We start from the raw sequence: 24,335 nt of genomic DNA, 5'->3' as shown, positions 1-24,335 counted from the left end.
AATAGCGCCAAGCGATCTCTACGACCCTGGCGCGGTCACCTGCGATCCCGCCTGACGCGCACCGCGCAGGTGATCCACGAGGGCTCTCAGCTTCGGCGCGATATTCCGTCGGCTGGGAAAATAAAGATAGAAGCCCGCAAACGGCGGAAAATAGCCGTCGAGGATTTGCACGAGCTCGCCGCGGTCGATCCAGGGGCGGAATGTGTCCGCCATGCCGAACGTGATCCCGGCGCCAGCAACGGCCAGCCGGATCATCAGCCACATGTCGTTGGTGGTGATCTCGGGCGCAACCGCCACGTCGAACTCGCGCCCGTCCTCGCCAAACTCCCACCGATAGGGCGAAACTCCCGGCGCCGGCCGCCAGCCGATACAGCGATGAGCCACAAGCTCGCGCGGATGGGCGGGTGCTCCGAACTTTTCGAGATAGCGCGGGGCGCAGACGGCCATCTGTCGCTGATCGCCCGATACCGGCACTGCAATCATATCCTGCTCGATCACTTCGCCGAGCCTCACTCCCGCATCATAGCCTTCGGCAACGATGTCGAATTCCTCGTCGGTGACGACAATATCCAGATGCACCTCGGGAAACCTTTCTGCAAAGGACGCCAGCAACGGTCCCGACAGAAAGGCCTCTGCGATCGACGAAACCGCGATCCGCAGGCGGCCGCGCGGGCTGTCCAGAAATTCCGTGGTGGCTTCGACTGCCGCGTTCACATCGGCTATCGCCGGTGCGACGCTCGCCAGCAGGCTCTCGCCCGCTTCGGTCAGGTTAACGCTGCGTGTCGTGCGCTGCAGCAATGCGATGCCAAGGCGCTGTTCAAGCCTGAGGATGCTCTGGCTTACCGCCGAGCGCGTCACGCCCAGACGGTCTGCCGCAGCGCGAAAATTGCGTTCCTCGGCCACGGCGACGAAGACGGCAATTGCATTGAGATCGATGTCCATTGGTTAGCCATACTTACCATGGAGGTTAACAGCGGGCGGGTTATCGCGACAATGCCATGGCTCTATCTCTGTCGCAACGGCAAGAAGGCTTGATCCTCCCGATCCAAGCCGAAGCCGGCCGACAAAGGAGATATTCCATGACATCACCCCCTTCCTCCTGGGACCTGGATGGAAAAGTCGCCCTCGTGACGGGCGCGGCACGCGGCATCGGCCGCTGCGCGGCGGAACTGCTGCGGGCGCGGGGCGCCCGGATCGTGGCAAGCGATCTCAGCGACAGCGTACGCGAATTGGAAGCCGAGGATGTGGCGACCTTGGTCGGCGATGTCGCCGACGAGGATCTGGCCAGACGCTCGGTCGAACTCGCCGCGAAGCGCTTCGGACGACTGGACATCGTCGTGAACAATGCCGGTCGCACGCTCAACAAACGTCTGACCGAGACCTCGGTCGACGACTATGACCGCATTCTGCAGATCAATGCGCGCGGCAGCTTTGTCACCGCCCGTGCCGCGGTGGAATTGATGGCCGCCAGCGGTGGCGGCGCGATCGTCAATGTCTCGTCGATCTCGGCCGTCGCGGCCTTCGAGACGCAGGCGGCCTATGCCTCCTCCAAGGCGGCCGTCGCACAGCTGACCAAGGTGATCGCGATCGAATATGGGCGCATGGGCATTCGCTGCAACGCCGTTGCCCCTGGCGTGATCGAAACCGACATCATGGAAGGTGTGGTGGAGAATGGCCGGGAGATGCTGCGCAGCTTTGGCAACGCGCATCCAATCGGCCGGATCGGCCAGCCGCAAGAAGTTGCCGAGGCCATCGCCTTTCTTGCTTCGCCGGCATCCAGCTTCATCACCGGGGCCTTGCTTCTGGTCGATGGTGGCTACACCGCCCAGTGACCCCAAATAAGGCTGACGCACCGCGGGAGCTCACCCGCACGCCATCCCTTCACATCGTGAAAATAATCACAGAACCAAAAGGATCATCTCGATGACGATGAACAAAGTTGTTCTGATCACCGGTGCCTCCAGCGGCATCGGTGCTGGCATCGCCCGCGAACTTGGCGCGGCAGGTGCGAAGCTGATCCTCGGCGCACGCCGCACCGACCGCCTTGAAGCGCTTGCGGCCGAAATCGAGGCAGCTGGTGGAACGGTTCGCGTGCGAGCGCTCGACGTCACCAGGAGGGAGGATGTCGCAGCATTCGCCGATGCCGCCCGGGCCGAATGGGCCAGGTCGATGTCATCGTCAACAATGCGGGCGTCATGCCGCTGTCGGCCATGGCAGCTATGAAGGTCGACGAGTGGGAGCTGATGGTGGACGTCAACATCAAGGGTGTTCTGTACGGCATCGCGGCGGTCCTGCCTGAGATGACGGCACGTGGCTCCGGGCATATCATCAATATCGGTTCCATCGGCGCACTGGCCGTCTCGCCCACGGCTGCCGTTTATTGCGCAACGAAATACGCTGTCCGCGCGATTTGCGATGGGCTCCGCCAGGAGAGTGACGATATCCGCGTAACCTGCATTCATCCTGGCGTGGTGGAAAGCGAGCTGGCGAACACGATCTCCGACGAAGCCGCTGCCGCTGCCATGAAAGCGTGGCGTGCTATTGCCCTGCAACCCGATGCGATCGCCAGGGCCGTGCGCTACGCAATCGAACAGCCCGACGATGTCGACGTCAACGAGATCGTCGTGCGTCCGACGAAGGCGGCGCATTGATGCGATCCACTTTGGCCGCAGTGCTTACGGGTATTGCCGTTTCTGTAGCTCCAACCGGCCTGACCCTTCCTTCAACTCCAATCCTTGCAGAGGAACCAATGACGCACCAAGATCATCCTTACGTCGGACTGTGGGTCACCGAGGATCGCCATATCAGGCACGAACTCCTGCCGAACGGCCGTTATGACGAGGCGCGCGGTGACCGCGAGAGCGCCTACCGGGGACGCTATGAAGTCCAGGGCAACCACGTAGAATACTGGGACGATACGGGCTTCACCGCGGATGGTGAGTTCGTCGAAGGCGTTCTCTATCATGGCGGCATGATCTTCTATCGCCAGCGGTAGAGAGCCGGGTCGAGACAGGGATTTTGAGAACCAACGATGGTGGCTGACGGCATTTCGATCCAGTTATCGCCGCCCATTTCCTCGAATGCCATCAGATTGCCTGCGGAAAATACTGCACGCCTCGCCCGAGGCGCTCAGCGTTGCATCGGCGATACCGTCACACCACATATTTCCCAGCAAGCGCGGCGGAAAGAAGCAGGATCGCGAGCAGAGTCGACATTGCAAATGGTTGTCACTATATAGCGGCGGCTTTGACGGCTCGCCTTTTACGTCTTGCCAGCGAGAGCGCGGTAAAAGTGCTAGCTATTGTGACATTTATTGTGATCTAAAACGGCTTGAAAATCGAAAAAAAGCAAATAGAAACAATAGCGCGGGTCGAACGAGTTTCGTCGAGAGAATCAGTCCTCAAGAACTAGAACGTGCTCCTTGAACCCTCCATTCCCTTCAGCTCTGTGGACCTCGGACAAGTTCGGCTTGCCGGGCGAAGCCGACTCGGCTCGAATGGCAGCACGCATCTTTTCGAAGATGCCGACGTTTATGATTACCAACCGGCATAGCCGCTAGGGAAACAGCAGTATGAGTGAACACGCGATCGAGTTCCTGCGCGGGTGGATTGGCGAAAAAGTCCACTGCCAGCCCTCGCCAGCCAGGATCGAGAAGCAGGCCGAGACCCTCGCCAGGGAATGTGCGGCCAAGGCCGCCGAAGCCGGCATACCCCTGGAGGATATTCAGGAAGAGGTCGGCGACATTCAGGAACTCATTGCTTCGAGGCTCGAAGAGGCGGCCGAGGCCGAACAGGACGAGCGGAACTCGAACAAGCCTGCCGGCTGACGGATCGCCCCGGCAAAACCTGCCGGGCCAACATTGCCTGTCTGATGCAGTTGCGCGGTCTCATCGCCGCGCAGCTTTGCCAAATCTCTCCTTAAGCCACCCTTTCGGCAATGCTGGCACGAAATTGCCGTCGCGCCCGGTCATGTCTTCATTGGCGACCAGAGCATTGAGGATTGCTTCCTCCACGCTCTGAACGACGGCGTCGAAGAACGGGTTGATGTCGGCATCCGGTATATAGCCGGCGCTGACCAGCTTGCCGGCCGCGCCGCGCGCGGCATCGGCATTGGCCGTGCTGAAGGCCAGAAAAATATCGCCGGATGAATTGTATCCATAGCCGCCGGTCAGCGCGACGCCGAGCGGCACGCGTTTCGCCAGCCGTTTCATCTGATGCGGCATGAACGGCGCATCGGTGGCCACGATCGCGATGATCGAGCTCTTTTCCGCTCGCGGCGTGTTGTCCCGGATCGCCGGTTCGGCGAGTTCTGCTCCGGCCCTGATGCCACGGATCACGAGGTTTCGCCGTGCACCGAAATTCGACTGGACGAAGCAGCCGATCGTGAAGCGCGCTCCGTTCCAGTCGACGCTGCGCGAGGATGTGCCGGACCCTGCCTTGAAGCCGAAGGTGATCATGCCGGTGCCGCCGCCGACGCTACCCTCTTCGATCGGCCCGGTTTCAGCCGTTTCGAGCGCGGAAAACACGTGCTCGAAGCTCACATGATGGCCGTTGATATCGTTGAGGAAGCCGTCGTAAGTCTCGCCCGCCACCGGCAGCGCCCAGGCGCTGTCGAGCGATTGCGGCAGCACCATCTGCATCCAGCGCAACGTTGCGTCGCGGCTGACGCCGCAGGAATGCGTGTTGGTGATGGTGATGGGAAGGTTGAACGCTCCGAGCTCCTCTATCAGATGCGAGCCGGTCAGTTCGCCATTGCCATTGGCGCTGAACACGCCGGCAAACGCAGGGACGGCCAACTCGTCTCTGGGCCGTGGCAGGATCGCGGTCACGCCGGTGCGTACCGGACCCTTGCCGACGACGAGCGGCCCGTCCCCTGAGATCAGCGTGGTATAGCCGACCGTCACGCCGGGCACATCGGTGATGGCATTGAAGCGGCTTGGCGTGCCATCGAATGGGATCGCGAAGGCGCGGGCGCGCAGTTTGCCCGAGGGCGTCGCAAGATGCGGGTCGGTCATTTTTTCCTCAGAAAAGCGAACCTTGGCCGCCCGGCGCCTTGAGCTTGGCCGCGGGCTTGGCAACCGTCTTCGGCCGCGCCGTGCCACTGATGGCGACTGCATCGGCGGTGCCGTCGGCGAACTCCAGCGAAAGCGCCATCCCCGACACAACTTCTGCCGCGTGCTTGACCACGGCGCCGTCCACATCCTTGACCAGCGCGAAGCCTCGCGCCAGCACGGCCTTGTGCGAGAGCGTCGCCAGCAGCCGGTCGGCCTGCGTCAGTTTTCCACGCAGGCGGTCCAGCCGTCTTGAAATCGCCTGGTCCTGCCGCCGTGTCAGTGCCAGCAGGGCATCGCCTTGCAGTTTCTGCCGTCTGGCGATCGGCGCCGGTGAGAGTCTCGCGGCCGTGCGCGAAAACCGCGCCCGACGCTCGCGCACGATGGCGAAGAATGCCGCTTGCGCACGGGCGAGGTCGCGACGGGTCAGTGTGCGCGCCTCGTTCATGCGCCGCGACAAGGTGGCCGGCGTCAGCCGCTGCCCCAGAAGCCTGCCCCGCTTGCGCTCGACGCTGACCGACAGCGCCCGGCCGAGCCGGCTCGTCGCCTCGTCGAAGCGCCGCCGCGGCAGCGCCAGCAACTGGTCGGGCGAGGGCAGCGCACGGGCGGCCGCGCGCGCCGCTTGCCGCTTGCGTTCGAAATTGCGCGACAGTGCGGTCTTCAACCGCGCGCCAAGGCCGGCAAGCGTCGCTTCGAGGTCGACCTTGACCGGCACGGCGATCTCGGCGGCGCCTGTCGGCGTCGGCGCCCGCACATCCGCCGCCAGATCGATCAGCGTCCAGTCGGTCTCGTGGCCGACGGCGGAAATCACCGGAATGCCCGATGCGGCGACGGCCCGGGCGAGCGCTTCGTCGTTGAAGCCCCACAGGTCCTCCAGGCTCCCGCCGCCGCGCGCCACGATCAACAGATCGGGCCGCGCGATGGCGCCGTCCCATGGCAGTGCGTTGAAGCCGTTGACGGCAGCAGTCACTTCCGCACCCGCCGTCTCGCCCTGCACCCGCACCGGCCAGACGAGCACGTGCAGCGGAAACCGGTCCTTGATGCGGTGGATGATGTCGCGGATGACGGCGCCTGTCGGCGAGGTGACCACGCCGATGACGCACGGCATGAACGGCAGCCGGCGCTTGCGCGCCGCATCGAACAGGCCTTCAGCCTGCAGCCGGCGCTTGCGCTCTTCCAGCAGCGCCATCAGCGCACCGGCACCGGCCGGCTCGAGATTGTCGATAACGATCTGGTAATTGGATTTTCCGGGATAGGTGGTGAGCCTGCCGGTGGCGATCACCTCCATGCCTTCCTCTGGACGGAATTTCAGCCGGCTCATCGTGGTCTTCCACACCACGGCGTCGAGCCGCGCGCGATCGTCCTTCAGGCAGAAATAGGCATGGCCGGAGGAGTGCGGTCCGCGATAGCCGGAAATCTCGCCGCGCACCCGTACATTGCCGAAGACGTCCTCGACCGTACGCTTCAGCGCGCCGGAAATCTCGCTCACCGTATATTCGGTGGCGTTGGTGCGTGATTCGGATGCTGCGTCGCTCATCGGCCGATTGGGGGACGGTTGTTGCCCGCCGTCAAGGCGGCCGTGTTCGATGTACGCCCCAATTGCGCGATCCCTCACCAGCCCGGCAGGATCTGGTTCGGCTTGGTCCGCTTCATCTTGGCGAAGGCGAGGGCGGCGAAATCGAACGTGCCGGTCTCCTCGCCGAGCGGCACGGAAATATTGTCGAGGCTCTCCGAAATGTGGCGCGCGAGCGCATCGACGATCTCCGGCCGCGAGGTCTGGCCGCGCATGATGCCGATACGGCAATCGGGCAGGGCGCCGAAACCGTCGGCCTCGCCCAGCACCCGCATGCCGGGCCGCAGCGCGCATTCCGGCAGCACCGAGATCGCCAGGCCGGAAAGCACCGCCGCGGCGATGACGGTAGCCGAGAAGCTGGTGAACAGGATGCGGTAGTCGCGGTTCTGCTGGTCGAGCACGTCGGCGGCGGCCCGCCGCCAGATGCAGTTCGGCCGGCCGAAGGCCATCGGCAGGATCGGTTGTTCATGCGTCGCATGGTTGGCCGAGGTGACCCACAGCAGCGGTTCGCGCCGCACCACTTCCGACTGGCCGCGCGCGTCGTTGTGCGTCACCAGCGCCAGGTCGAGATTGCCGCGCTTGATGTGTTCGACCAGTCCCGGCGTCGGTTCGCAGATAACGGTCAGTTCGACATGCGGGTTGGAACGGGCAAACCGCGCCATGATCTCTGGCAGGAAGCGATCGGCATAATCGTCCGGCGTGCCGATGCGGATGGTGCCTTCGAGCCGGCGGTCGTCGAAGGCGGCCAGTGTTTCCTTGTTGAGATAGAGCAGCCGCCTTGCGTAGGAGAGCAGTCTGTCGCCTTCCTCGGTCAGCCTGTTGGTGCGGCCGTCTTTTTCGAACAGCGGCTTGCCGATCCGTTCCTCCAGCCGCCGCATCTGCATCGACACCGCAGACTGGGTCCGATGCACCGCTTCCGCCGCGCGGGTAAAGCTGCCGGTGTCGACAATCGAGATGAAGGTCTGCAACTGATCGAGATCGAGCGGCGCTTTCATCGGCCTAATCCATCATTGATGCTGATGCTAAAGATTAGAAACATTCGTTGGATTAATCAATCGCGCCGTGGCAAATTCGCATTGTCCACATGAAGGCATGTGAATCGAAGCCGGAACGGCCGCTGTCGCCAGCGCCCGATCGACCGGTTTCGCCCGTTCGAATGTGAAGGAGACCGACATGGCTACGTTTGATTTCGCTACCGAGACCTCGCGCATCACCTCGCGTCCGGCCGTTGCGACGCGCGTGGCCAATGCCGCTGCCAATGTTTACCGCGCCTGGAAAAACCGCCGCGCCTTTTATCGCCTCGGCGAGATGTCGGATGCCGAGCTCGCCGACATCGGCCTGACCCGCGCCGACCTGCACGTCGCTGTCGGTGTACCCTTTGGCCGCGATCCGACCGAGAGGCTTCGCGTTATCGCGGTCGAGCGCGCCGAAACGATCGAGGATCTTGCCCGCAAGGTGGCCTGATCGCGTGGTTTCGCCGTTCGGGCGCATTGAACCCTTTTGAGGCACGACGCCACCAAGTTACGCAGGCTCCCCACTCCCTGCCGGATCCCCCCGGCCAGCCTGCGCGCTGCCCGGTCCTCCCAGGACCGGGCTTTCTTTTTGGGCGGCACTGACAGAGCCCCATCGCGATTTTTATCGGGATGGAACAGGTTCTACCGCCGGCCCATGCCCTGCTTGAACTGGTCGAAGATCGACTCCATGCCTTTCTGGTAGTCGTCGCGCTGCTGGGCGCCCGTCTCGAACATCTTGCCGAACAGGTCGTCGAACGGATTTCTCGGCCTGCCGCTCGGATTGGCCTGCGGCTGCGGCGCCTGGGGCTGCTGGGGCGCCTGACGCGGCTGCGGCTGCGGTTGTTGTGCGCCACCGCCGAACATGTCCTGCAGCACCTTGCCGAGCGGATTGTCACCATAAGGGTTCTGTGTCTGCCGAGGCTGGTTCTGCGGCTGTTGCGCACCGCCGAACATGTCCTGCAACACCTTGCCGAGCGGGTTGTCGCCGTAAGGGCTCTGCGTCTGTTGCGGCGCCTGGCTGCCGCCGCCCGCCTGCCGCATCATCTGCTCGATGAGCTCGCCGAGCGGATTGCCGCCACCGCCTGCCGCATGCATCTGCCCGCCTAGCTGGTTGGTGGTCTGCTTGAACAATCCGCCCATCATCATCGAGGCGATTGCCGGCAGCATCTGCTGCAGGACCTGCTGGCTGACGCCGCTCGCCTGCGCGGCCTGGCTGGCGACTGCGCGCGACAGGTCCTTCGAGCCGAACAAATGCCCCAGAATGCCGTTGCCTTCATCGAGGCCCTGCGGCGAGAAGGCCCGGCTTGCATCCTCGAAATATTTGGCATGCTGCCCGCTGGCCATCGCCGTCATGAAGGAGCCGAGTCCATAAGGGTCCGCCGTGTTGCGCTTCAGCCCCTGCGAAAAGGCCGGCAGAAGCGCCGCGACCGCCGCCTGCGTCTGCTGCTGCGAAAGCCCGAACTGCTGGGCCAGCGCCTGCATGCCGTTGCCGTTCTGGGCCTGCGCCAGAATATCGAACAAGGAAGGCATTGTTTTCTCCTCCGGGAAAATCCTCGTTGGAGAAGCCTAGTTCGTTTCCATCACTGATTGAAGCAAATTTGCCGGACCATCGGCCAAGCGGATAGCGAAGCGTTAATACGCGTATTCCATGAACACCGGCTCGATCGAGCCGCCCCAGCGTGTGTGGTAGGCCGAGAGCATCTCTTCGGCGCTGGTGGTGCCGCGCGCGACGACCTCGTCGAGCGTGTTGAGGAACGAGGTCTCGTCGTAGCCGTCGCGGTTCTTGCGGCCGCGGTTCTTCAGTCCCATGCGCGAGATGATGAGCACGTCGCGGGCGATCTCGCGCAACGTCGTGTTGCGGAAGGGCGCCGAAATGCCCTGTTCCGGCACTGCGTTGCGCATTGCCAGCACTTCGTCATAGCTCCAGCTCGAAGTCAGCGCCTCGGCCGCGTCGAGCGCCGCCGCGTCATAGAGCAGCCCGACCCAGAAGGCCGGCAGCGCGCAGATACGCCGCCACGGCCCGCCATCGGCGCCGCGCATTTCGAGAAAGCGCTTCAGCCGCACGTCCGGAAACAGCGTCGACAGATGGTTCGCCCAGTCGCCCATCGTCGGCAGCCCGTCCGGCAATTCGTTGCGGGCAGCACCTGCCATGAACTGGCGGAAGGTGACGTGCGTCATGTCGTGGTACTGGCCGTCGCGGATGACGAAATACATCGGCACGTCGAGCGCCCATTCGACATAATCGGCAAAGCCGAAATCGGGCGAGAAGCAGAAGTCGAGCAGGCCGGAGCGCTGATTGTCGGTGTCGCGCCAGATCTCGCCGCGCCAGCTCTGCAAGCCGTTCGGCCGGCTTTCGGTGAAGGGCGAGTTGGCAAACAGCGCCGTCGACAGTGGCTGCAGCTTCAGCGACACCTGCATCTTGCGGCGCATGTCGGCCTCGCTCTCGAAGTCGAGGTTCACCTGGATCGTGCAGGTCCGGTACATCATGTCGAGGCCTTTGGTGCCGACCTTGGGCATGTAGCGGGTCATGATCTCGTAGCGCGATTTCGGCATCTTCGGCGTCTCGGCCAGCGACCATTTCGGGCTGCCACCAAGGCCGAGAAAACGAATGCCCATCGGTTCGGCGATCTCGCGCACCTGCGCCAGATGCGCATTGCCTTCGCGGCAGGTCTGGTGGATCGTCTCCAGCGGCGCGCCGGACAGCTCGAACTGGCCGCCTGGCTCCAGCGAGATCGCGCCCTGGCCGGTCGGCTCGACCAGGCCGATGATGCGGCCGGCATCCATGATCGGGTCCCAGCCGAGTTTGTTCTGCATGCCTTCGAGGATGGCGCGGATGCCGCGCTCGCCGCCATAGGGCACCGGCGCATTGCCGTCGACATAGAATGGGAATTTCTCGTGCTCGGTGCCGATCCGCCATTTGTCGCGCGGCTTGTTGCCTTCGGCCAGGTGTTCGACAAGTTCGTCGACGCCTTCTATCGGCCGGAAATCGGTAGTATCGCGCGCCATAATAGCCCTCCGCACATGACCCCGAAAACCGGCTTCGATTTTCGGAAAGGATCAGGTGCCCAATCAATATGCTACAGCGTCCTTTGCGCGCCCGAAAGGACGCGCGCCCACCGCCGGCGCTAGATGGACGAAATGTCAGTAGCCGATCAAGCGAAAAATCCTGAGCCAGAGGGTAACTGGAATTGATCACCAATCGCCGATTGTCGCCTGGATCAGCGCCAGTGCCGCCACCGCCGCCGTATCCGCCCTCAGGATGCGCGGCCCGAGCGGAATGGCGGTAACGAAGGGCTGGGCTCTCAACATCCTGCGTTCCTCGTCGGAAAAGCCGCCCTCCGGCCCGACCAGCAGACCGAGCTTGTTCTCCCGCACCGCCTGCAATGCGGGCAGGGGATTATTGGTCGATGCGTCCTCATCGCAGAAGATCAGCCGCCGCTCTCGGTCCCAGTTGCTGAGCAGGCGCTCGAATTTTTCCGCCTCGCGCAGCTCCGGCACCGCCAATATGCCGCATTGTTCGGCCGCCTCGACGACATTGGCGCGCAGGCGCTCGATGCCGGGTTTTGCCACTTGCGTATGCTGGGTGATGACCGGCTGCAGGATGCCGGCGCCCATCTCCACCGCCTTTTGCACGAGGTAGTCGAGCCGTCCTTGCTTCAGCGGCGCGAAGCAATAGATGAGATCGGGCAGCCGCGGCTGCGGCCGCTGCAGCTCCAGCACCTTCAGGCGTACAGCTTTCTTCGACTTCGTGGCGATCGCCGCCGACCATTCGCCGTCGCGACCGTTGAAGACCAGAAGCTCGGCGCCTTCGCCGAGCCGCAGCACATGCGAGAGATAATGGCTCTGCTGCGGGCCGATGTCGAACTCGGTATCCGGTCCAAGCCCGTCTGGCACGAACAGCCGCTGCATCTTGTAATTGGCGCGCATCGTCGAGGAATGGTCGAGGCTGTCCCCGGCGTCAAGTCTCCGCTGTGGCGTGCCAGACAGGTTTGTAGCCCTGCCTTAGCACCGAAACAGTTGTCGCCGGCGTGAGCAGGCGGATTGGACTGTCGGTAAAACCGCCGAATCCCACCGGTTCGCCATAGCCGCCGAAACTCCAGGGCAGCGCGGCGCCGTCAAACAGGGCGTACGCCCTGTTTCCCGACGAGATCATCGTGCCGTCCGGCAAGTCCGCAAGCGCCTCCGGTTTCAGTCTCGGCGCCGGTCCGCCCGATGCCAGGCGCTCCTTGTGCAGGCGCTTGTCGAGTTGCGGCGCGCGTGGCTCGGCAATGCCGAAGGCGTCGCCGAAGCGCTGGACAAAATCCCTGGCCCGCTCGCGCCGGCAGAAGAAGCAGGGCCGGTGCCCGGCGGCAAGTGCCGTCACCTCGTCGAGGAAAAACAGCTCGGTCCAGCCGGCCTTGCCGCCAGCCCGGTTGCGCCCCATCGGCTCGCGCCGCACGTCGCCGTATTCGCAGACGCAGATGATCCAGGCTTGCAGCGCCCAGCGCTTCTTCAACAGCGTTCTGGTCTCGGGGTCGTGAATGATGCCGCGATTGCCCATGAACAGGCCGCGCTCCGGCACGGCATGGATGGCGCCGAACGGATCGACCCGGTTTTGTAGTGGCATAGGCATTCCCTGTTGGCTGCAATGCTGGCGCCATGATATCGCTCGCTGCATCAATTTCATGTCAGCAGGTTTCGATGCGGGTCTTGGTTGTCCAGAACTTCGACAATGAGGGCCTTGGTCAGATCGGCGCGGCGCTTGTCGAGGCGGGCGCCGATATCGACCTGCGCCGGCCCTATCGCGGCGACGCGCTGCCGCAAGATAGCGGCGAGCATCACGCCATGGTGGTGCTCGGCGGCGCCCAGAATGCGCTGGACGACGAGCTCTGCCCTTATTTCCCGGGTCTGCTCGATCTGACGCGCGACTTTGGCGAGAGGGATCGCTCGGTGCTCGGCATCTGCCTTGGCAGCCAGTTGGTAGCGCGCGCCTTTGGCGGCGAGAACCAGATAGGCGGTGCCTCGGAATTCGGCTGGCACGAGGTCGCGCTTACCGCGGCGGCGCAGGCCGATCCGGTGCTCGCCGCCTTGCCTGAAAAATTCCCGATCTTCCAATGGCACGACGACACCTTTGTCTTGCCCGAGACTGCCGTGCGGCTGGCCGGCAACGCCGTCGCCGCGAACCAGGCGTTCCGCATCGGCCGCGCCGTCTACGGCTTCCAGTTCCATTTCGAGGCCGATCGGCCGATGGTTCGCGACTGGAGCACGTCCTTCGCGCCGCTGATCGCCGAGCGGCATCCTGAATGGGCGGGCCGGCTCGACGATGAAATGGCCCGCAACGGACCGCAAGCCGATGCCGCCGGCCTGGCCATCGCCCGCGCCTGGGTGGCGATGATCGGTAGCTTCTCAGTTTGAAACTGCGTCGCCCGTCCACTCCCATGTGACAGGAGCCCAAGGTTGGGCGGCAGCCCAGTTCTTCACGTCATCGATCGAAAGATGCTCCCCAGAAAAGAAGGGAGTGCATGCGTACAGAAAGCCGTCCTTTGTCTCTGGGATTGGAATGCTCTCGTCGTACTCGCCTGTGAGTTCCCCGTCTTCAGCAAAACGAGAAGACGAGTCGCGAGCAGGAAAGGCGTAGATCTCGACGCGATAAGGGATCAGGCCGTCGTAGTACCACGTACCTCTCGCGACGATCTTAAGCTCACTCATTCGAAAGGCGCGCTTTTTGTAGGGGCACGTGGGCCGGGCTTCGACGCAACGGCGCCATCATCTCAGACCTGAGACAATACCCGGCGATCTGACGGCTGTCAGCGCCGACGTTGCATATTTGGCACGCGGCGGCAAATCCGCCGGGGAAAACGCGTTTCATCCTTGGCCTGTGTCTGTCCGCCAGCCTAAAAGGCGCCCGCTCTGCATCTTGCGTGCAACCGCGATGAACCTTGTGACCCGCGCGACACACCGCCGATACAGAACATGCCTAGAAGCGCGAAACCGTCAGACATTTGCGACGTGTTTTGCGTTTCAACGCATTGGTAACCCGCTCGTGCATAGATGCAGGAAGCTCAACAAGAGATGACGTCCGTGAAAGCAGCCTTTTTGTCCTTTGTCATGTTGTCGGCTATCGTCTTGTGCGGCCTCGGCATTTATTCCGCCGACGCGGCCAACGACCACAATGCCGTCGACGGCTACGGCGTCACCGCCGCGCTTCGCTAGGCTCCACGCCGCAGCCTCGGCTGAATATCAACAACCTCCCTAAGCCGGCTCACCCGTGACTGTCAGGATATGCTTGTCCGCGCCGTCCACCACGAGCGCGGTGAGGTTGCCCGACTGCCAGGCGAGTGTGTCGACATTGACGCGGTTGCCGGTGATCTCGGCCTTGGGCACCGGCGTATGGCCGTGCACCACGATCTTCGGATGAAGACCGGTGTGATCGTGGAAGACCTCGCGGATCCAGATCAGGTCTTGCCGGCTCTGGCTTGCCAGCGCAACGCCGGGCCGGATGCCGGCATGGCAGAAGAAGAAGTCGCCGAATGTCACTGAAAAGGTCAGCGAGCGCAGGAATTCGACATGGTTCTGCGGCACCGCCTCGACCAGTGCGGCGTGCCCTTGCCGCAGTGCCGCATCGGCGCGGCCAAACCAGGCGCTGCCCCCACCGAGTGACACGCCATAGGATAGCGCCGTCTGGATGCCGCCATAGCGCATGAACAGCCCGTCCGGGTCGGGGACATCGAGAAAATCGAGGAAGCCGAGATCATGATTTCCGGCCAGCATCAGGTGACGCGGATCGCGTCTTTGCGCGTCGATCAGGAAATCGATGACGCCCCTGGAGTCCGGGCCCCGGTCGACATAGTCGCCGAGATGGATCACGCGCCAATCGACCGACGGCCTTTGACTGAGCTCCGCCTCGATCCGCCGGTGCATGGCGGTCAGCAGGTCGAGCCGGCCGTGCACATCCCCGATCGCGTAAAGGCGCATGCCTTGCGGTCCGCGCGCCTCGTAGAAACTGATGCCGGGCTCCGTCAATGCCTGCGTCGCCTCCGTGATCATGCCGTCACGGGACTTTAGCGCCGAAGCTGATCCTTGCCCATGTCGGTGACCAGGCGCTTTCCGCACAGTGCCAGCGTTATGTCCATCTCCTTGCGGATGATTTCCAACGTCTTGGTAACCCCTTCCTTGCCGAGTGCGCCGAGGCCGTACAGGAAAGGCCGGCCGATATAGGTGCCCTTGGCGCCGAGGCACAGCGCCTTCAGCACGTCCTGGCCGGAGCGGATGCCGCCGTCCATATGCACCTCGATCGTGTCGCCGACGGCGTCGGCGATCTCTTCGAGTGCCATGATCGACGACGAGGCGCCGTCGAGCTGGCGGCCGCCATGGTTGGATACGATGATCGCGTCGGCACCCGTTCTGGCCGCCATCAGCGCATCTTCCTTGTCGAGAATGCCTTTCAGGATCAGCTTGCCGCCCCAGCGCTCCTTGATCCAGGCGACATCCTTCCACGACAGATGCGGATCGAACTGCTCCTTCGTCCACGACGACAGCGAGGCGAGGTCGCCGACGCCCTTGGCATGGCCGACGATGTTGCGGAAGCTCCGTCGCTTTGTCCCGGCCATGCCGACACACCAGCGCGGCCTTGTTGCCATCTGCCAGATGTGCTTCGGCGTCATTCGCGGCGGCGCCGAAAGCCCGTTGCGGATATCCTTGTGGCGCTGACCGAGGATCTGCAGGTCGAGCGTCAGCACCAGCGCCGAACATTTCGCCGCTTTTGCGCGGTCGATCAAATCGAAGACGAAGTCCTTGTCGCGCAGCACATAGAGCTGGAACCAGAACGGCTTCCTGGTCACCGACGCGACATCCTCGATCGAGCAGATGCTCATTGTCGACAGCGTGAACGGCACACCGAATTCTTCCGCCGCCTGCGCCGCCAGCATCTCGCCGTCCGGATGCTGCATGCCGGTCATGCCGGTCGGCGCCAGCGCCACCGGCATCGTCACCTTCTCGCCGATCATGGTTGATTCCAGCGAGCGGTTGTCCATGTCGACAAGCACGCGCTGGCGAAACTTGATCTTCTGGAAATCCTCTTCGTTGGCGCGGTAGGTGCTTTCGGTCCAGGCGCCGGAATCGGCGTAGTCGAAGAACATCTTCGGCACGCGGCGGCGCGCCAGGTCCTTGAGGTCGGCGATGGTGAGAATGCTGCTCATGGATCTTTTTCCGCTGGTTCTTCGCTGGTCGTCGTTGAATTTTCTGGCCGGTGCCTACGGCTGTTTTCTTGCCGCCTCGCCGTCACCGGACTCGGAGCGCTGCCTGAGCCTCAGCCGCGACACGCGTTGCCAGTCGCCGCTGCGCTCGGCCTCCGCCATCGACCGTTCGACATAGGAGATGTGGTCCATCGCCGCCTGCCGCGCCGCGGCCGGATCGCCGGCCTTAACCGCCGTGTAGATTGCCCGGTGCTGCGAAAGCAGCGCCTCGCGCGCGCCCGGCATGCTGAACACCAGCCGCCGGTTCTGAAACACGCCTTCCGACAGCAGCCGATAACAGGAGCGCAGCGTGTGCAGCAGGATGATGTTGTGCGCGCATTCGCAGATCGCGTGATGGAACTCGACGTCGATTTCCGCCTCGTCGTCGAAATTGCCGGTCCGGTGCGCCTCGTCCATGCGCGCCATGATGCGGTCGAGCAGCGCCAGATCGTCCGATGTGGCGCGCCGCGCCGCATACTCCGCCGCGACCGCCTCGATCTCGCGGCGGTACTCCAGATAGTCGGTCATCGCCTTGCGATGCATCGAGATCAGGTCGGTCACTGGCTTGGTGAACAGCTGGCCGATGACGTCGGCGACATGGGTGCCGCCGCCTGGCCGTGTCGTCAACAGCCCGCGCCCTTCCAAGGCCTTCAAGGCATCGCGCAGGATCGGCCGCGACACCTCGAACTGGCGCGCCAGCTCGCGCTCGCCCGGCAGCCGGTCGCCGGTGCGCAGGACGCCTTCGAGGATCAGGCTCTCGATCTGCTGCACCACCTCGTCGGCGGTGCACGAATGCTCGATCCGGGAGAAAATGTCGCTCAAACGGAATGCCTGGGGGTTGAACCGATGTCGCGCAAGATAAAGCCAGCGTCGCCAACTGGTCAAATTATTTATCCAATTCGCCCCGGGGCCGGGTCGGTTTCACAGCTGCGGCTTCATATCACCTTCAGCTAAACTGGCTGTTTGCGTCCTCTGGAGATTGCCTCTAGAGCAATTCCAGGAATAGTGTGAAACGGTTTTCCGTCCGGAATTGCGCAGAATCAAAGAGATAGAGCGGTTCGGCGTTTCCGTGAAACGATGAACCGCTCTAGAGGGACATCATTGCCAAAGGGCTCAGAGAAGCCTGGGGGACCAGCCGTGCCAGACGCCGACCCGTCCAACCTCGAATTCCAGCTGCGCGCCAAAGCCGTGGGCGGCAGCGTCATGGGCTTTCCGGCGCATGAAGGTCGCCCCGGCGCGCTTGGCGAGGTCCACGCCCGGCCGCACCCGCTGGTCGACAAGCCGCGCGTGCTGGTGCAACTTTCCTTCATGACCGAAGCTGGATCCGGCGTCGATCAGGCCGTGCTTTCCGAATTGTCGCGACGCCTCGGCATCGCCGCGCCCGACCCTCACGCCCGCCACCACGCGATGAAATGGGGCAAAGGCTCGCTGCGCTGGGAACGGCACACGGAGTTCTCGACCTATCTCTGGGAAGGCCCGCTCGCCGAAAACGGCAGGGGGCAAGAAGACACACCCTTCGGCAACGGGTTTTCGCCGCCGGGCACGGTGATTTCCGGCATCAGGCTGGAAATCCGCAAATGGACGCCGGCGAACGAAAAACTGATCGCCGGCTTCGACCCGACCAGCCTGTGCTACTCGCTGGTCGAGCGCGGCAACGCAGCCATCGTCACCGATTTCCGTCAGGATGGCGACGGCTTGACCCGCATGCTGGTGCTCGACCGCGGCCTGACGCCGGCGCGCACCGGGGCACTGTCGCAGCGGCTGATCGACATCGAAACTTACCGCACGCTGGCCATGCTCGGCCTGCCACTGGCGCTGACGCTTTCGGGGCGTGCTCGCCGCATCGAGGACAGGCTGGCCCAGACCACGCTGGAAATGAAGGTCGCCGAGACCCGGGACAGCCAGACGCTACTTGCCGACTTGACCGAACTGGCCGCCGAGCTGGAGGCCGATGCCGCCTCCAGCCTCTACCGCTTCGGCGCCAGCCGCGCCTATGACGGCATCGTCCGCGAACGGCTGGAGGCGCTCGAGGAAGAGGCGGTGCCCGGCTACGACACCTGGGGTGGTTTTCTGCAGCGCCGCGTCGCGCCGGCGATGCGTACCTGCCGTTCGGTCGAGGAGCGTCAGGCCAACCTGTCGACGAAGCTCACCCGTGCCACCACGCTGCTGCGCACCTGGGTCGACGTCGAGGTCGAGAAGCAGAACCGCGATCTTTTGGCATCGATGAACAATCGCGCCCGCCTGCAATTGCGTCTGCAGCAGACGGTGGAGGGGCTCTCGGTCGCCGCCGTTTCCTATTATGTCGTCGGCCTCATCGGCTACGTCGCCAAGGGCGCCTCGATCTTCGGCCATGCCTTCGCGCCGGAAATGGTCACCGCCGCCTCGGTGCCGCTCGCCGTCGTGCTCGTCTGGTGGGGCGTGCGCCGTGTCCGCCGCATGCACTCCGAACCCGGCAAGCAGCCGGGCGAGTAGTGTCGGGCGCAGCGGCAGATTGCCGCTGCGGAAGGCTGTGCCGGCCATAGCCTCTCATCCCGGCCAAAGCGGCATTTGCAACCGGCGGCCGTCGCTGGTAAAAGATTTTTACCAGTCGATCGAAGGAGGCTGTCGATGTCCGGCCTTGCCATGCCGAAACCAGACGACGCCACGATGCGCCGGCGCGACGAGATCGTCGCCGATATGCGCATCATCGTGCCGGGCGAGGGCGTCGTCGATGCCGCCAATGCAATGCGGGCCTTCGAGAGCGACGGGCTCACCGCCTACCGGCAATTGCCGCTGGTCGTTGTACTGCCGCAAACCGTGGCGCAGGTCTCGCGCGTGCTGAAATATTGCAGCGACCGCAATGTCCGCGTCGTGCCGCGCGGCTCCGGCACCTCGCTCTCCGGCGGCGCGCTGCCGCTGGAGGACGCGGTGCTGCTGGTGATGAGCCGCTTCAATCGCATCCTCGAGATCGATTTTCAGAACCGCATCGTCGTCGCCCAGCCCGGCGTTACCAATCTCGGCATCACCACCGCCGTCGAGCAGGAGGGCTTCTATTACGCCCCCGATCCATCCTCCCAGATCGCCTGCTCGATCGGCGGCAATGTCGCGGAAAATTCCGGCGGCGTGCACTGCCTGAAATACGGTCTCACCGCCAACAATGTGCTCGGCATCGAGATGGTGCTGATGAATGGCGAGGTGGTCCGCCTCGGCGGCAGCCATCTCGACGCGGAAGGCTACGACCTGCTCGGCGTCATGACCGGCTCCGAAGGACTGCTCGGTGTCGTCACCGAGGTCACCGTGCGCATCCTGAAGAAGCCGGAGACGGCGCGGGCGCTGCTGATCGGCTTTCCGACCAGCGAGCAGGCCGGCCAATGCGTCGCCGACATCATCGGCGCCGGCATCATCCCGGGCGGCATGGAGATGATGGACCGCCCGGCCATCCACGCCGCCGAGGATTTCGTCCAGGCCGGCTATCCCCTGGATGTCGAGGCGCTGCTGATCGTCGAACTGGATGGGCCGGGTGTCGAGGTCGACCATCTAATCGGCCTGGTCGAAGCCATTGCCTACAGGAACGGCTCGACCACATGCCGCACGTCGCAGTCGGAGCAGGAGCGGCTGAGTTTCTGGGCCGGCCGCAAGGCAGCCTTCCCGGCGGTCGGCCGCATCTCGCCCGACTATTACTGCATGGACGGCACCATACCGCGCAAGGAACTGCCGCGCGTCCTCGCCGGCATGCGCGAACTGTCGCAGAAATACGGGCTCGGCGTCGCCAATGTCTTCCACGCCGGCGACGGCAATCTGCACCCGCTGATCCTCTATGACGCCAATGTGCCGGGCGAACTCGACAAGGCGGAAAGCTTCGGCGCCGACATATTGCGGCTCTGCGTCAAGGTCGGCGGCGTGCTGACCGGCGAGCACGGGGTCGGCGTCGAGAAGCGCGACCTGATGCCGGAAATGTTCAACCAGATCGACCTCGACCAGCAGATGCGCGTCAAATGCGCCTTCGACCCCAACCACCTGCTCAACCCGGGCAAGGTATTTCCGCAGCTGAGGCGATGCGCCGAACTCGGGCGGATGCACGTGCATCGCGGGCAACTGGCGTTCCCGGACATTCCGAGGTTTTGATCGGGATGTTGGCGCTTGAACACCCCCCTCTGTCCTGCCGGACATCTCCCCCTCAAGGGGGGAGATCGGATGTCACTTCGGCTTTCGCCAATCTTCAAAAAAGAGCTCCGTCCGCAAGGCTGCCAATCTCCCCCCTAGAGGGGGAGATGTCCGGCAGGACAGAGGGGGGCGCGAAGGAACGCGGCGTATCGCCATGACCACCTTCACCCCCTCAACCGCCGCGGAAACCCTCTCCACCATCGCTTGGGCAGCCGCGGAAGACTCGCCGCTCGAAATCATCGGCCATGGTTCCAAGCGCGGCATCGGCCGGCCGCAGCAGGGCGAGCATACGCTCGACCTTTCCAAACTCTCCGGCGTCACGCTCTATGAGCCGGCCGAGCTGGTGCTGTCGGCGAAAGCCGGCACGCCGCTGGCAGAGATCGAAAGCCTGCTTGCCGAAAACGGCCAGCAACTGGCCTTCGAGCCGATGGACTACGGCCCGCTGCTCGGCGGTGAGGCAGCGCGAGGCACGATCGGCGGCGCACTCGCCGCGAACCTTTCCGGCCCGCGGCGGCTGAAGGCCGGGGCTGCGCGCGACCATATCCTCGGCATAGCGGCCGTTTCCGGGCGCGGCGAGGCCTTCAAGTCGGGCGGCCGCGTGGTCAAGAATGTCACCGGCTATGATCTCTCCAAGCTGATGGCCAACAGCTGGGGCACGCTGGCGGTGCTCACCGACGTCACCTTCAAGGTGCTGCCTTCAGCCGAGACAGAGGCCACGCTCGCAATCCGCGGCCTGCTCGACGATCATGCCGCCGCCGCCATGGCGCTGGCGCTGGGCACGAGCGCGGAAGTGTCGAGTGCGGCCCATCTTCCCGAACGGGTCGCCGCGCGCGTCGCCGGTGGCAGTCTCGGCACAGATGCGGCGACGCTGCTGCGCATCGAGGGTTTCGGCCCATCGGTCGCCTACCGCATCGCCGCGCTGAAAGACCTGCTGAAAAACGCCGGGCCGCTGCAGGAGATTTCCGGTTCGGTCTCGTATTCGGTCTGGCGCGATATCCGCGACTGCGCGCCGTTCGCCGACGGCAGCGAAAGGCCGGTGTGGCGCGTCTCGATGGCGCCGTCGCAGGGCCACCGTATGGTGCTGGCGCTGCGCATGCAGGCCGCGGTCGATGCCCTCTACGATTGGCAGGGCGGGCTGATCTGGCTGCGCATGCAGCAGGACGATCCCGAGGCCGGCCTGTTGCGCGGCTTGATCAAAAAACATGGCGGCGGCCATGCGACGCTGGTGCGTGCCGCCCCTGCGCACCGCGCTGCGATACCGGTGTTCGAACCGCAAGCGCCGCAACTGGCAGCACTGTCGGCGCGGCTGAAGGCCGAATTCGACCCGAAGAACATCCTCAATCCCGGGCGTATGGCGCCGGGCGCAGGCTCTGCTACTCTCGCCCCGGCAACCGAGGGAGAAGCACAATGAGCGATCCAGGTCAAAACGGTACGTCACGCCAGACCGACCGCTGGCTGGAGCCCGGTCCGACCAATGCGCTGGTCATCTACATCCTCTATCTCGCCGGCCTAGCCATCGGCGTCAGCGGCATTGTCGGCATCGTCCTGGCCTATATCAATCGCGGCAAGGCCGGCGGCTTCGTCGAGAGCCATTACACATTCCTGATCCGCACCTTCTGGATCGGCCTGCTCTATGCGCTGATCTCGGCGCTGCTGATGATCGTGGTCATTGGTGTCGTGCTGATGGTTGCCGTTGCCGTCTGGTTCATCGCCCGCTGCATTCTCGGCCTGCAGGCGCTGCAGCGCGGCGAGCCGGTCAAGAACCCGGAAAGCTGGTTCCTCGGGCTATGAGCATGATCCCAAAAAGTGGGTACCGGTTTTTGGAAAAGATCATGCTCAAACGGTAAGGATTCGTTTACGTGCAGACCTCCTTTTCGCTTGCCCAGCTCGCCGATCCGCATGTCGCGGAATCGGAGAAGATCCTGCGCAAATGCGTGCATTGCGGCTTCTGTACCGCCACCTGCCCGACCTATGTGACGCTCGGCAACGAACTGGATTCACCGCGCGGCCGGATCTACCTGATCAAGGACATGCTGGAAAACGGCCGTCCGGCAGACAAGGAGATCGTCACCCATATCGACCGCTGCCTGTCCTGCCTTGCCTGCATGACCACCTGCCCGTCGGGCGTCAATTACATGCATCTGGTCGACCACGCCCGCGCCCATATCGAGGAGACCTACAAGCGTCCGCTGGCCGATCGTCTGACGCGCGCCATGCTGGCCTTCGTGCTGCCTTATCCCTCGCGTTTTCGCGCGGCGCTCAAGCTGGCGAAGCTCGGCCAGCCATTCGCCGGCCTGTTTGAGAAAATCCAGGCCTTGAGGCCTCTGGGCGCCATGCTGAGGCTCGCACCGGCGTCGGTCCCGGCAGGCTCGCCGATGGCCTCGCCGGGCGTCCATGCCGGGCAGGGAGCGAAGAAAAATGGCCGCGTCGCCATCCTCACCGGCTGCGCGCAATCCGTGCTCGATCCTGGCATCAACGAAACTGCGATTTCGCTGCTGACCCGGCTTGGCGTCGAGGTCGTGGTGCCCCAGGGCGAGGGCTGCTGCGGCGCGCTGGTGCATCACATGGGACGCGAGGACGCTGCCTTGGCCTCCGCCCGGCGGAACGTCGACGCCTGGACGCGCGCGATCGAGCAAGGCGGGCTCGACGCGATAATCATTACTGCCTCCGGGTGCGGCACCACCATCAAGGATTACGGCTTCCTGCTGCGCCTCGATCCGGCCTATGTCGACAAGGCGGCGCGCGTCTCGGCGCTGGCCAGGGACATCACCGAATATCTGGCAGGCCTCGACCTGCCGGAGCCGGTGCGCAAGCCGGGCACGGTCGTCGCCTATCATTCCGCCTGCTCGATGCAGCACGGCCAGAAGATCACCCGCCAGCCGAAGGAGCTTCTGGCTAGAGCTGGCTTCGTCGTGCGCGAGCCGCGCGAAGGGCATTTGTGCTGCGGGTCCGCCGGCACCTACAACATCCTGCAGCCCGGGATTTCGGCGACGCTGCGCGACCGCAAGGTCAGGAATATCGAAGCGACCGGTGCTGAAATCGTCGCCACCGGCAATATCGGCTGCATCACCCAGATCGCCTCGGCTGCGAAGATGCCGGTGGTGCACACGATAAAACTGCTCGACTGGGCTTATGGTGGGCCGAAGCCCGAAGGCGTTCGCGAAGAGAGGGCAGTCGTCACGGCCAAGTGATCCGCCAGTCGCCTACTCTGCCGCCAGTCTGTCCGCCGTGCCGTAGGTCGCCTGGTAGCGTGCCCGCTGCCGGCTGAGCGCCACCATCGTGTTGCGCAGCAGGATCGCCACGGTGATCGGGCCGACGCCGCCCGGCACCGGCGTGATCCAAGACGCGACATGCTTGACGCTCTCGGTATCGACGTCGCCGACGATGCGGCTTTCGCCGTCCGGCCCGATCTCCGAATTGATGCCGATATCGATTACGGCGGCGCCTGGCTTGACCATGTCGGCCTTGATCAGCCGCGGCTTGCCGACGGCGACGAACAGCGCGTCGGCGCGGCGTGCGTGTGCCGCCACCGAACGCGTCATGTGGTGACAGACGGTCACCGTCGCGCCTTCGCTCATCAAAAGGAAAGCGATCGGCTTGCCGACGATCTCTGAATGGCCAACGACCACCACTTCGAGCCCCTTGAGGTCGAGGCCGGTTTCCCTGAGCAGTTCGACCGAAGCGGCCGCGGTGCAGGGCGCCAGGTCGAGCTGGTTATAGACGATGTTGCCGATCGAGGCCGGATGCATGCCCTCGACATCCTTGAGCGGATGCACCGCCGCCTGCAGCGTCTTGATCGGGATGTGCACCGGTACCGGACGCTGGATGATGATGCCGGTGACGCGCGGGTCGGCGTTCAGGCCGTGGATCGCCGCTTCGAGTTCGCCGGCGGTGATGTCGGCGCGAAAACGCCTTTCCTCGAAGCCGATGCCGGCAAGCCCCGCCTTGGCGCGCTGGTTGCGGACATAGACGTCGACCGCCGCGGTGTCGCCGACGGTGATCGACACCAGCTTGGGCGGAAAGCCTTCGGCCGTGGCGATTGCCGCGTCCTCGCGCACGCCGGCGATGATGCGTTGGGCAACCGGGCCGCCCCTGAGATAGCGGCTGTCGTCGGAGAGGGTCATCGGGATAGGGCCTTTGTCTGGAACTTTAGCCGCCACATAGCAAAGCAACCGCGAAAAGGCAGCGCGAAAAACGAACCGCTATGCCGGTCGCGCGACGTGCCGGCGAAATCTTCCCGGCAATTCTTGCTGGCGTTGGCGGAAACAAAAAGGGCAGCACGGCTTGCCGCGCTGCCCTTTCGTGACTGGCCGTATCCCCACACGGCCCGTCCCCCGTTATTC

At 64.0% G+C, this 24,335-nt stretch carries 24 protein-coding genes and 1 pseudogene; 12 read left to right on the top strand and 13 right to left on the bottom strand.

Features of this window, described 5'->3' with window-relative positions; genetic code table 11:
• Positions 1–18 precede the first annotated feature (18 nt).
• Complete coding sequence (locus NKI95_RS07550) at positions 19–942, bottom strand: LysR family transcriptional regulator (protein ID WP_352715478.1); 924 nt, start codon at positions 940–942, stop codon at positions 19–21.
• Between the two features lie 137 nt (positions 943–1,079).
• On the opposite strand from NKI95_RS07550, the gene NKI95_RS07545 reads away from it, so the two are divergent.
• From NKI95_RS07545 to NKI95_RS07530, 4 genes and pseudogenes are all read left to right on the top strand, one after another.
• The gene (locus tag NKI95_RS07545; RefSeq protein WP_352715475.1) at positions 1,080–1,832 is read left to right on the top strand and encodes an SDR family NAD(P)-dependent oxidoreductase; all 753 of its coding nucleotides are present in this window, start codon (positions 1,080–1,082) and stop codon (positions 1,830–1,832) included.
• A gap of 91 nt (positions 1,833–1,923) precedes the next feature.
• Positions 1,924–2,651: pseudogene (locus NKI95_RS07540) on the top strand (SDR family oxidoreductase).
• On the top strand, positions 2,651–2,995 hold the full coding sequence (locus tag NKI95_RS07535; RefSeq protein ID WP_352715472.1) for an Atu4866 domain-containing protein: 345 nt from the start codon (positions 2,651–2,653) through the stop codon (positions 2,993–2,995). The pseudogene NKI95_RS07540 and the gene NKI95_RS07535 overlap by 1 nt, the downstream one beginning before the upstream one ends.
• 576 nt (positions 2,996–3,571) lie before the next feature.
• On the top strand, positions 3,572–3,826 hold the full coding sequence (locus NKI95_RS07530) for a hypothetical protein (protein WP_352715470.1): 255 nt from the start codon (positions 3,572–3,574) through the stop codon (positions 3,824–3,826).
• Positions 3,827–3,886: 60 nt separating this feature from the next.
• On the opposite strand, the gene NKI95_RS07525 is transcribed toward NKI95_RS07530, so the two are convergent.
• The 3 genes from NKI95_RS07525 to NKI95_RS07515 form a co-directional block, all read right to left on the bottom strand.
• A complete protein-coding gene (locus tag NKI95_RS07525) occupies positions 3,887–5,014 on the bottom strand; it encodes a DmpA family aminopeptidase (protein WP_352715468.1) in 1,128 nt (375 codons plus the stop codon).
• A gap of 7 nt (positions 5,015–5,021) precedes the next feature.
• Positions 5,022–6,587, bottom strand: a complete 1,566-nt coding sequence (xseA, locus tag NKI95_RS07520) for an exodeoxyribonuclease VII large subunit (RefSeq protein ID WP_352715465.1) — start codon at positions 6,585–6,587, stop codon at positions 5,022–5,024.
• A 74-nt stretch (positions 6,588–6,661) separates the two neighbouring features.
• Entirely contained in the window at positions 6,662–7,618 is a 957-nt protein-coding gene (locus NKI95_RS07515; RefSeq protein WP_023716458.1) for a LysR substrate-binding domain-containing protein, read from the bottom strand.
• 178 nt (positions 7,619–7,796) lie between these two features.
• Between NKI95_RS07515 and NKI95_RS07510 the strand changes: the two genes are divergently transcribed.
• Positions 7,797–8,087, top strand: a complete 291-nt coding sequence (locus NKI95_RS07510) for a DUF1127 domain-containing protein (protein ID WP_352715463.1) — start codon at positions 7,797–7,799, stop codon at positions 8,085–8,087.
• 191 nt (positions 8,088–8,278) lie between these two features.
• Here NKI95_RS07510 and NKI95_RS07505 read toward each other — a convergent pair whose 3' ends face one another.
• The 4 genes from NKI95_RS07505 to NKI95_RS07490 form a co-directional block, all read right to left on the bottom strand.
• Positions 8,279–9,166 carry a DUF937 domain-containing protein gene (locus NKI95_RS07505; protein ID WP_352715460.1) on the bottom strand — a complete coding sequence of 296 codons (888 nt, stop codon included), beginning with the start codon at positions 9,164–9,166 and terminating at the stop codon, positions 8,279–8,281.
• 102 nt (positions 9,167–9,268) lie between these two features.
• Positions 9,269–10,642: a glutamate--cysteine ligase gene (locus tag NKI95_RS07500; protein WP_352715458.1), complete on the bottom strand. Its 1,374-nt coding sequence runs from the start codon at positions 10,640–10,642 to the stop codon at positions 9,269–9,271.
• Between the two features lie 186 nt (positions 10,643–10,828).
• Positions 10,829–11,563, bottom strand: a complete 735-nt coding sequence (locus tag NKI95_RS07495) for a 16S rRNA (uracil(1498)-N(3))-methyltransferase (RefSeq protein ID WP_352715455.1) — start codon at positions 11,561–11,563, stop codon at positions 10,829–10,831.
• Between the two features lie 31 nt (positions 11,564–11,594).
• Entirely contained in the window at positions 11,595–12,242 is a 648-nt protein-coding gene (locus NKI95_RS07490; protein WP_352715453.1) for a hypothetical protein, read from the bottom strand.
• A 74-nt stretch (positions 12,243–12,316) separates the two neighbouring features.
• Here NKI95_RS07490 and NKI95_RS07485 point away from each other — a divergent pair, with 74 nt between their 5' ends.
• Positions 12,317–13,030 carry a type 1 glutamine amidotransferase gene (locus NKI95_RS07485; protein WP_352715451.1) on the top strand — a complete coding sequence of 238 codons (714 nt, stop codon included), beginning with the start codon at positions 12,317–12,319 and terminating at the stop codon, positions 13,028–13,030.
• Here NKI95_RS07485 and NKI95_RS07480 read toward each other — a convergent pair.
• Positions 13,022–13,324, bottom strand: coding sequence for a hypothetical protein (locus NKI95_RS07480; RefSeq protein WP_352715450.1), 303 nt, complete (start codon positions 13,322–13,324; stop codon positions 13,022–13,024). The two genes, NKI95_RS07485 and NKI95_RS07480, sit on opposite strands and share 9 nt — an antisense overlap.
• A 372-nt stretch (positions 13,325–13,696) precedes the next feature.
• On the opposite strand from NKI95_RS07480, the gene NKI95_RS07475 reads away from it, so the two are divergent.
• The gene (locus NKI95_RS07475; protein WP_352715860.1) at positions 13,697–13,828 is read left to right on the top strand and encodes a hypothetical protein; all 132 of its coding nucleotides are present in this window, start codon (positions 13,697–13,699) and stop codon (positions 13,826–13,828) included.
• Positions 13,829–13,867: 39 nt separating this feature from the next.
• Here NKI95_RS07475 and NKI95_RS07470 read toward each other — a convergent pair whose 3' ends face one another.
• The 3 genes from NKI95_RS07470 to NKI95_RS07460 are packed head-to-tail and all read right to left on the bottom strand — an operon-like array spanning position 13,868 to position 16,671.
• The gene (locus NKI95_RS07470; RefSeq protein WP_352715837.1) at positions 13,868–14,638 is read right to left on the bottom strand and encodes a metallophosphoesterase; all 771 of its coding nucleotides are present in this window, start codon (positions 14,636–14,638) and stop codon (positions 13,868–13,870) included.
• A 38-nt stretch (positions 14,639–14,676) separates the two neighbouring features.
• Positions 14,677–15,813, bottom strand: a complete 1,137-nt coding sequence (locus NKI95_RS07465; RefSeq protein WP_352517917.1) for an alpha-hydroxy acid oxidase — start codon at positions 15,811–15,813, stop codon at positions 14,677–14,679.
• Between the two features lie 54 nt (positions 15,814–15,867).
• Entirely contained in the window at positions 15,868–16,671 is an 804-nt protein-coding gene (locus NKI95_RS07460; protein WP_352715447.1) for a FadR/GntR family transcriptional regulator, read from the bottom strand.
• A 315-nt stretch (positions 16,672–16,986) separates the two neighbouring features.
• Between NKI95_RS07460 and NKI95_RS07455 the strand changes: the two genes are divergently transcribed.
• From NKI95_RS07455 to glcF, 5 genes are all read left to right on the top strand, one after another.
• On the top strand, positions 16,987–18,321 hold the full coding sequence (locus NKI95_RS07455) for a DUF3422 family protein (RefSeq protein WP_352715445.1): 1,335 nt from the start codon (positions 16,987–16,989) through the stop codon (positions 18,319–18,321).
• A gap of 135 nt (positions 18,322–18,456) precedes the next feature.
• A complete protein-coding gene (locus NKI95_RS07450; protein WP_352715442.1) occupies positions 18,457–19,953 on the top strand; it encodes an FAD-linked oxidase C-terminal domain-containing protein in 1,497 nt (498 codons plus the stop codon).
• A gap of 193 nt (positions 19,954–20,146) precedes the next feature.
• Positions 20,147–21,403 carry an FAD-binding protein gene (locus tag NKI95_RS07445; RefSeq protein ID WP_352715439.1) on the top strand — a complete coding sequence of 419 codons (1,257 nt, stop codon included), beginning with the start codon at positions 20,147–20,149 and terminating at the stop codon, positions 21,401–21,403.
• Complete coding sequence (locus NKI95_RS07440; protein ID WP_352715436.1) at positions 21,400–21,783, top strand: DUF4870 family protein; 384 nt, start codon at positions 21,400–21,402, stop codon at positions 21,781–21,783. The genes NKI95_RS07445 and NKI95_RS07440 overlap by 4 nt, the downstream gene beginning before the upstream one ends.
• A gap of 68 nt (positions 21,784–21,851) precedes the next feature.
• Positions 21,852–23,183, top strand: coding sequence for a glycolate oxidase subunit GlcF (gene glcF / locus NKI95_RS07435; RefSeq protein WP_352715434.1), 1,332 nt, complete (start codon positions 21,852–21,854; stop codon positions 23,181–23,183).
• A gap of 12 nt (positions 23,184–23,195) precedes the next feature.
• Here glcF and NKI95_RS07430 read toward each other — a convergent pair whose 3' ends face one another.
• On the bottom strand, positions 23,196–24,116 hold the full coding sequence (locus NKI95_RS07430; RefSeq protein WP_352715431.1) for a bifunctional 5,10-methylenetetrahydrofolate dehydrogenase/5,10-methenyltetrahydrofolate cyclohydrolase: 921 nt from the start codon (positions 24,114–24,116) through the stop codon (positions 23,196–23,198).
• Between the last annotated feature and the right edge of the window lie 219 nt (positions 24,117–24,335).

The organism is Mesorhizobium sp. M0306, assembly GCF_040321655.1.
Taxonomy (GTDB): Bacteria; Pseudomonadota; Alphaproteobacteria; order Rhizobiales; family Rhizobiaceae; genus Mesorhizobium.
The sequence above is the reverse complement of the archived record's forward strand: the minus strand, read 5'-3'. Positions and strand labels throughout refer to the sequence as shown.